Source organism: Terriglobales bacterium, assembly GCA_035764005.1.
Taxonomy (GTDB): Bacteria; Acidobacteriota; Terriglobia; order Terriglobales; family Acidobacteriaceae; genus Gp1-AA112.
In genome coordinates this window covers 1-7,761 of sequence record DASTZZ010000094.1, presented here as the reverse complement: position 1 = coordinate 7,761, position 7,761 = coordinate 1, and the positions used below count along the sequence as shown (strand labels likewise).

The window sequence follows — 7,761 nt, the reverse complement described above, 5'->3', positions numbered from 1 at the left end:
GCAGCGCCTGTACTCCGCCGGCGGCGCGGGGCGCGTGCTCGACGAAATCGAACTCATCCATTCCGGCTACGTGCGCGGAATCTACGTCGGCCTGCTCGTCGATCGCGGGCCGATGAAGCCGGCGGAACTGGACCGTGCGCTGAAGATTGCCGGCGCCGCGCAATCCGATTACGAACGCCGCCAGATGCTCGACCGTATCTTCGCCAAACAGTCGCTGTCGGTGGCACAGCAGGTGACCTTCCTGCAGCAGGCGCTGCATTTCAGTTCCGACTACGAACTCGCTGAACTGCTGATCGGCATGCTGCCGAAGCTGGCGGATTCGCCTGACGTGCGCCAGGCCTGGCTGACCGCCGGGCTGCGCGTATCGTCCGACTACGAACGCCGGCGCACGCTCGAGGCGATGCTCGCGCACCACGCGCTCGACGACACGCAGCTCGGCAGCGTGCTCGCGGCCAGCAACAAGATGGGCTCGGACTACGAACATCGCGAACTGCTCGTCGCGGTCGCGCGTCGGGCGCACGATGTCGACGCGCTCGCGCCGGCGTACGTGCAATCGACGCAGTCGCTCGGCTCCGACTACGAACGGCGCGAGGCGCTGCTCGCGCTGATCCATGCCGGCAAGCTCGGCCCGGCCGCAACGAAGGCCGTGCTCGATTCAGCCGCGCACATCGGCTCGGACTATGAATGCCGCGAAGTGCTGGTCGCGCTGGCCGGCGTGATGCCGAACGACGCCGCGTCCGTACAACACTATCGCGAAGTCGCCGGCCGATTGTCCGCCTATGAGCGCGGCGAGGCGGAGCGGGCGCTGCGGCGCTGAGGCGGGTCATGCAGGCATAAAGTGTCAGTGAAATCGGGCAATTCCTGTCAGCAACCCCCTCGTCTTGACATGAATTGGCCGAATCTTTTGGGCATTTCGTGTCACGTTGTAGGAAACATCGAGAACAATCAAGTGAAACAGTCAATTGCAGTGCGAGTGACACACTGCCCTTCTTCGAACATTGCTTCGTTGGATCAAGCGATCACCTCTCGTGCACACGAACCCTCTGTTCCAACAAGTCGCGAAGCAAACTCAGGATATGTGCAAATATGCGGCGATTACGGCGACTACCGCAGCGAGGAGCTTAAGCGTGGAGGCCAGAACGTCTCGTGGCGCTCGGCTGCGGCGCCCGGACTCGTATTCGATCCTCAGTTTCGCGACTGGCCACCTTCGGGTTGTTGGGCGAACGGATCCGAACTGGTCGGCGCGATCGGAGTTGGCGGAGAATCAAAATCTGTAGCTCCGACCTCGTTGGCACGGTCGAGCAGACCCGTCCAGTGCCTTTGTTGAACTTCGGTACCGAGCTGCTGAATTATCCGGTGGGGGTTCAGGAGTAGCACCCATTGAAACTCATGGTCCTTGCCAGGCCTGTAGTCGATGAAACCAAGCTTTTTCAGGTGACGGGGTGTCACGGGGTGGAGGGCGGAGGAGGGGGTTGTGTTGGCATCTGCAAGTGAAGATCCGTTGTTTGGCGAGCACCGGCAACGCACAACTTCTCGCGGCTCGTGTCCAGGAAATCTGCTTGGATAGCCCGCTAGACCAGCTGCGAAGACTTGTAGCCCATAGACCGATAGCCGCGCTGCCGCTTGTCCCACATTCGCAGGAGAGCCGGGTGACCGGTATCAACGAGATCGACGATCCTCACGTCGGCCTTTGTCGCGTGCTCGCGGTGCAAGCGACCCGCATATTGCTGCAGAGTGCCCTTCCACGATATCGGCATCGCCAATATCAAGGTGTCTAATGGTGGGTGATCGAACCCTTCGCCGACCAACTTACCTGTGGCGAGCAGAACACGCGGCGTGTCGGGCGGAAGTTCATTGAGCTCCGCAATCAATTTCGTACGCTGTTTTTTTGACATTCGGCCATGCAGCACCGAGGTCTTCTCTACCTTTCCGGCGAGCGCGGCGAGGATCGCATCCAGATGGTCAGTGCGCTCCGTGAGTACGAGGACTTTGCGCCCACTCTGGAACGCAGCGGCAATCTCAGCGGCAATCACCGCCGTTCGATCAACGTCGTTGGCCAGGTGCCGGAATACGTCTTGGATGCTGGCGCTTTCGGGCAGGAGAAGCTGTTTGTCGAACAGTCGCGCGACAACCTCCAATTCCTTGGGCTCGCCCTCGGGCTTGGCAGCGACGTGCCGAATCGTTCCGCACTGCATGAAAATGATCGGCTGCTGACCGTCGCGACGAATTGGCGTAGCGGTCAGACCCAGAATATATCTTGCTTTGACGCGTTTCAGGATAGCCTCGAACGACACAGCTCCGACGTGATGACACTCGTCGACGACAACGTGACCGTACATCTCTACCAGTGGATTGACCTCCCCCTGCCGCGAAAGTGATTGCACGACCGCGATATCGATCTTGCCCGTCGGCTTGGATTTGCCACCACCGATCGTGCCGACAACACCTTTCCCAACGCCAAGAAACGTCTGTAGCCGCTCTTGCCATTGCTTCAGCAGCTCTGTCCGATGCACGAGCACAAGGGTGTTGACGCCGCGACGCGCGATGAGCGCGGCTGCCGACACGGTCTTGCCAAAAGCGGTGGGCGCGCACAGAACTCCGATGTCGTGCTGCTCCATCGTGGACACTGCCGTGTCCTGATCCGATCGCAGAGTTCCGGCGAACGCAACGTCGATCGGCTGAGCCTCCAGTCGTTCATCCCGCAGGTCATATCGAATGCCGTGTCGCTTGAGGAGATCTATCGCTGCCTCAAGGCAGCCGCGCGGCAACGCAATGTGTTTGGGATAGTTTTCTGCACAACCGATCACGCGCGGTTTGTCCCATACCGTGAATCGCATCGCCTGTGCTCTGTAGAACTCAGGATTCTGGAAGGCAGCGAGACGGATCAATCGGTTTGCCACCTGCTGCGGTAGCTGCGCCTTTTCGAAGTAGACGAGGTTGGCGACCGTGATCGTCAGCGAAGTTGGAAGTGCGCAGTCCAGCTCGTAGGCGCCAGACGCCGGTCGTTTCCACGGCTCCGCGTAATCCTCTTCATCGATGAAGGTCACATCCAATGGGTGTGCACCACCCGTGGCGCGCAGGATTACTGGCTCTATGTCGTCGGATGCCATTGGCCTGATGCTTGCGAGAAAAGTCCACTGGTCCGAATGTGGATTCAGGGAATCGTCGACGAATACGCTGAACCCTCGCTCGCGAGGATTCTTCTGCAGAGGCAACGCAATCAGATTGCCGAAACCACCCTTTGGCATCGTGTCCTGATTGGGAAACAGTCTGTCGTATGAATCGAGCTCGAGCTGCCGAGTACGCGCGCACGTGTAGCTGATGATCGCTGTGCCCAAACGCCGGGCATCTCTCGCATGGACGGCACGGGCAAAGAACACCCATGCATGCGCGCCGTTGCCCGAGCGCGAGATTTCGAGCGCGACCGGCACGCCAAGCTCGTGACAACTCTGGACGAAGGCTCGTGCATCATCCTTCCACTCGGCTTTATCGAAATCGACGGCGACAAAGTGGCAGGTGTCGCCGGGAAGCAACGGGTAGACGCCGATCGTCTGTTTCCCGATAAGGTGGTCATAGATGACTGCGTCGGACAAGGCAATGAATTGACGATTGCCACAGTCGGAACACTTGATGCGCGGCTTCTCGCAAATCCCCGGGCGCCACTCGTTGGAGCAGGCCGGTGCGTAACCGGATTTGCCGGTCGACTTGCTTTCCCACCGAATTGGATAGATGTCGCTTCGGCCTTGAAACAGCCGACGAAAAAGGGCGATCCTCTTTTCTTTGCTAAGTTTCGAGTCCGAAATTGTCAGCGAAACCGACGGCTCACGCGAGGGGCGCCATTCGATGCCATGGGCCTCAAGTAGTGCGACAAGGCGAGCGTTTTCTGCCTGCAGCGCGACGACCACATCATGGTCGGTTGTACCTGTCATTGACACGAGCATCGGTCCTCGATCGGTTGACTTAGAGCGCGAATTGCCCTCGACACGAGGTCTGCATAGGCATCAGAGAAATAGCCATCGCAAGCGCCCACACCCATCATCCAACAGGCTCGAAGAATGTCGCCCTAGAGCACGCTGGCGGGCAAGGTCTGCGCGTGAGTGAGAAGCGCTCGCGCGCGCAATATGTCGCTATCAAATGCGCCTTCGCAGTGATCAACATAGCGCTCTCCGTATCTTGATTGGCGAGAGCCGGACTCAGGCCTCCGCGGTAGCAAGCTAACTGTTAAGCATCTTAAAAGACCTGCAACGGGCTTTAGCCGCCTTCGAGTCGGTTCGCGTTGCTTAGAATTGCTTCTGTCAAATCGGGAGCGGTTACAAGCAACTCCTGGTTCGACTGCAACTCCTTCTCTACTGCTTCGAGGATGCGCGCGATTCTGTTAGGCCCGTCTGATACATCACACTCTTTGGCGAATTCGAGGAGACGAGCATGTCCAGCAAAGGCTTTGCTTGTGCCGAGCTTCAGGGCAAGCGAATCTTTCGGAAGATACATCGTCGTATTGACGATGTCGTAGACCGGCGCTAAGCGGACGTCACCCTTCTGAGGATGCTCATATAGCACCCCGAAATTCTTCAGGTGGGCATCGCCATTGCCTACTGCACAACTCAGAACCACGGTGTCAAAGAGCTGATCAAGCGCCGATCTCATGTGTTCGGGAGCGACAAAGGTTCTGATTGCGCGCGCGATCAGCATGTAGCTCCCCTCGTATTTTTTATCCGCATTTCTCCCCATCAAGGCAGCGAAGTCTTCAAACCCTAGCCGCTCGCCACTAGACGCGACGTCGAAACGCCGCATCACAAATAGCTGATGGTTATCGGAGAGCCAGAACTGCGGGACCTGAAGGCCTGCCGCTCTGGCAATCGACATGCAAACGTATTCGTTTATAGCGAGATGGTGATACTCATCTCTACCGCTCTTGATGATGAGTTCGCTTGTGTTCGCTCGGGCGCGCTCGGGCACGACCACTTTGGGTTGTACGCCAGATATTCCAGATCGAAGAACGTAGCGTTCGACAAGATCTTGGAAAATGTCCTCCGTGCCATTCCAGTGGAGAATCTCTTCAAGGTTTTCTCCATTAGGCGCAGCCCCTCGGTCCGGCACAAGGTCCCTGAGAGCCTCGCATCGCATTGTGAGCCGGCCAATGGGATTGCTGTCACCTGTTATCGCGAGCAACAGGAGAGGATCTATGCGAGCTACTTTCGCTAATCGATTGCGTATCTCCTCAAGAATAAATCCCTCAGGAAGATTCATCGCAAACACAGGCTGTAGCGCGCCGCTCGAATACTGGGTCGTTCGCAACGGCATCAATAGGCTGACTTCGCGTTCCGGTGTTGCCGAACGATCGTAGGTGAAGAGATAGCTGCCTTTTTCGTTGCCCAAAAGACCGGCATATCCTTGAGGCGTGTCGACCTCAAGCCGCGATACACGCTCGGGCAATGGCTCTCTAGGCATGATCTTCTGCAAATAAGTCCGCGGCCTCCTCTAGAGTTGGACGGCGTGCCGTCTCAACGGCAAGTTCGCCCCCGGTGGCGCCCAGCAGTTTTGCGAAATTTCCAATCGAAATAGAGGTGTCCCCCTGTTCCGCACGGATGATCAATGCCCGAGACAGATTGGCTCGTTTGGCGAGTTCGGCTTGCGTGAGACCGCGCGAGATGCGTCGTTTGCGCAACTCGGTGCCTATTTGAGCAAGATTGATATTCGCGTCCATAGTTGCCTATATAGTACATCTAGTAGTTAATGTACGCAATATATGACATATAGGGAGTGATAAAGAGAATATCTTCTCTTTTTAGAGAAGATCATGTATGATTCAGAGAAAATGCAGCCCTACCCAACCACCACCAGGAGGAAATGATGAAGCTCACGCCCTTCGGAGAAACAGCCCGTGTGCTGAGGCTCCGGTACGACCTTTCGATGAAGGCGATGGCGGAGTTCATGGGCATCAGCGCGTCGCACTTAAGCGGCATCGAGTATGGGGAGAAACGCCTCTCGCCTAAGCACACCGATAGCGCAATCAAGTTCTTCATCAGCCACAACACGAAGACCGAGGAGATCGAAAATTTGCGTCTCAGCGCGGAGCGATCAAAGGATACGGTACATACGGGACATCTATCTGCAGATGCCAAAGGGTTGGTCGCAGCGTTTGCTCGTCGACTACAGAGTGGCGATGCTCCGACTCCAGAAATCATGAATTGGTTGGCTAACAAGAACAAGGAACTCGATCCATAACTACGCTGGGAAACGCCAGTTCCGGACGTACGCCAACCGGAATGAAGGTGGCGCCTATGAGCTACCGAAAGCTGGAGCAGGTGGCGGATGGGATTCGACGGCTTCTACCTACAGTAAAGGGTCCGGATGGAGGCCCTTGGAAGATAGACGCGTGGCGTGTACTGGAGCACACGTTGCCTCGCACTGGATACCAATACCATGTGGCCGGGAGTGATGAACTCAACGAATGTGCAGCCTTCTCCGTGCCGGAGCGAAAACTACTAGTGCTACACGACGACGTATATACCGGACTCTTCGTTGAGGATGTATTTTCGCGCAGCACTGTGATTTACGAGCTTTCTCACATCGTACTTGACATGCGGTGACGCTTCATCGCGGCGCGACTCTCGGGACGCACCAGTTCTACGAAGACTCAGAGTAGCAAGCCAAGGCGCTGACCGACGCCATCATGATGCCGATCGCTGCGTGCCAAGCCGTTCGTACTCCCGCCGAACTTGCCCAGTTGTGCGGTACGAGCATTCAGGCCGCCGGATACAGGATCGACGCACTTATCAAGCACCAACGTCTCGACCCTGATCGATTTGAAGATAGCCTGTTCTAGTTACAAGAACGAGGTGTAAGCGATGCAGCTCAAATAAAAACGGCCGAATACAGGAGTACCCGACCGTGGAGGACGAAACTGCAGGCAACTCGCCCAGGTTCGCACCCGCGATTGTCTTCAGCCGACATCCCCACGTCAAGAACTAATGCCGGCAGCCTGCCGGCAACGGTCCCTCTTATGGGAAGCTGAAAATATGCATACGATGACCACGGGCGAAGTCGTCCCACACCAGGAAGGCATGGTTGTTGAGATTCTGGTACAACAAACGCCGCCTCTTGGAAAATTCGAGACTTCACTATTTGACATCATGTCGGCAAGGCGAAGGCGGATGGCAAGGACAAAGTGGCGCGCCCGGAGGGATTCGAACCCCCGACCAATGGCTTCGGAAGCCACTACTCTATCCAGCTGAGCTACGGGCGCGCGGTGGCGTGAATGTATAGAAGTACATAACGCCGCATTGTGGCGGGGGGCATTTTAGCAGTTTTCGGCGGAGTGCGTACAGTTCAGCTGCCAAGGTGACTCTCGGCCAACACCGTTCGCGCTGAGCAAAGGCCCGCAGGGCCGGAGTCGAAGCGTAGCCATGTCGCTTCGACTTCGCTCGCTGCGCGAGCTACGCTCAGCGCGAACGGCTTGGGGTCGGTGGAAATTTCGAACTGGTCGGCACGCCGGAACCGCGAGGCGAAGGCAGTCACGCCGGCGAAAGCGCTGCCGGCGTCGTCGCGTCGCGAAAGCGGTTCGCCCGCGCGAACGTGCCCAGATCATTGAAACGCACGCCGACCGCGCGCAGCGCGCGGTGGCCGGCAGCGGCGGTCCATTGGCGGATATAGAACGGTTCCTTGACGACGAAGTGGTGGATCGCGTGCGTGCTGCCGAAGTTGCAGCAGAACAGCTGCAGCGGCAACAGCCACCAGACGTTCAGCACCTGGCACTGCTGC

At 57.5% G+C, this 7,761-nt stretch carries 7 protein-coding genes and 1 tRNA gene; 2 read left to right on the top strand and 6 right to left on the bottom strand.

Features of this window, described 5'->3' with window-relative positions; all coding sequences use genetic code 11:
• The coding region (locus VFU50_15045; GenBank protein ID HEU5234178.1) for a hypothetical protein at window positions 1–817 on the top strand (817 nt) is incomplete at its 5' end.
• 754 nt (window positions 818–1,571) lie between these two features.
• On the opposite strand, the gene VFU50_15040 is transcribed toward VFU50_15045, so the two are convergent.
• From VFU50_15040 to VFU50_15030, 3 genes are all read right to left on the bottom strand, one after another.
• Entirely contained in the window at window positions 1,572–3,941 is a 2,370-nt protein-coding gene (locus VFU50_15040; GenBank protein HEU5234177.1) for a DEAD/DEAH box helicase family protein, read from the bottom strand.
• Window positions 3,942–4,251: 310 nt separating this feature from the next.
• Entirely contained in the window at window positions 4,252–5,448 is a 1,197-nt protein-coding gene (locus tag VFU50_15035; GenBank protein ID HEU5234176.1) for a type II toxin-antitoxin system HipA family toxin, read from the bottom strand.
• The gene (locus VFU50_15030; GenBank protein ID HEU5234175.1) at window positions 5,441–5,704 is read right to left on the bottom strand and encodes a helix-turn-helix transcriptional regulator; all 264 of its coding nucleotides are present in this window, start codon (window positions 5,702–5,704) and stop codon (window positions 5,441–5,443) included. Before VFU50_15030 ends, VFU50_15035 begins: the two co-directional genes overlap by 8 nt.
• Before the next feature lie 143 nt (window positions 5,705–5,847).
• Here VFU50_15030 and VFU50_15025 point away from each other — a divergent pair, with 143 nt between their 5' ends.
• A complete protein-coding gene (locus VFU50_15025) occupies window positions 5,848–6,225 on the top strand; it encodes a helix-turn-helix transcriptional regulator (protein ID HEU5234174.1) in 378 nt (125 codons plus the stop codon).
• 412 nt (window positions 6,226–6,637) lie between these two features.
• On the opposite strand, the gene VFU50_15020 is transcribed toward VFU50_15025, so the two are convergent.
• The 3 genes from VFU50_15020 to VFU50_15010 all read right to left on the bottom strand — a co-directional run.
• Window positions 6,638–6,784, bottom strand: a complete 147-nt coding sequence (locus VFU50_15020) for a hypothetical protein (GenBank protein ID HEU5234173.1) — start codon at window positions 6,782–6,784, stop codon at window positions 6,638–6,640.
• 385 nt (window positions 6,785–7,169) lie between these two features.
• Window positions 7,170–7,246, bottom strand: a tRNA-Arg gene (locus VFU50_15015).
• A 268-nt stretch (window positions 7,247–7,514) separates the two neighbouring features.
• A partial coding sequence (locus VFU50_15010; protein ID HEU5234172.1) for a hypothetical protein occupies window positions 7,515–7,761 on the bottom strand: 247 nt, incomplete at its 5' end.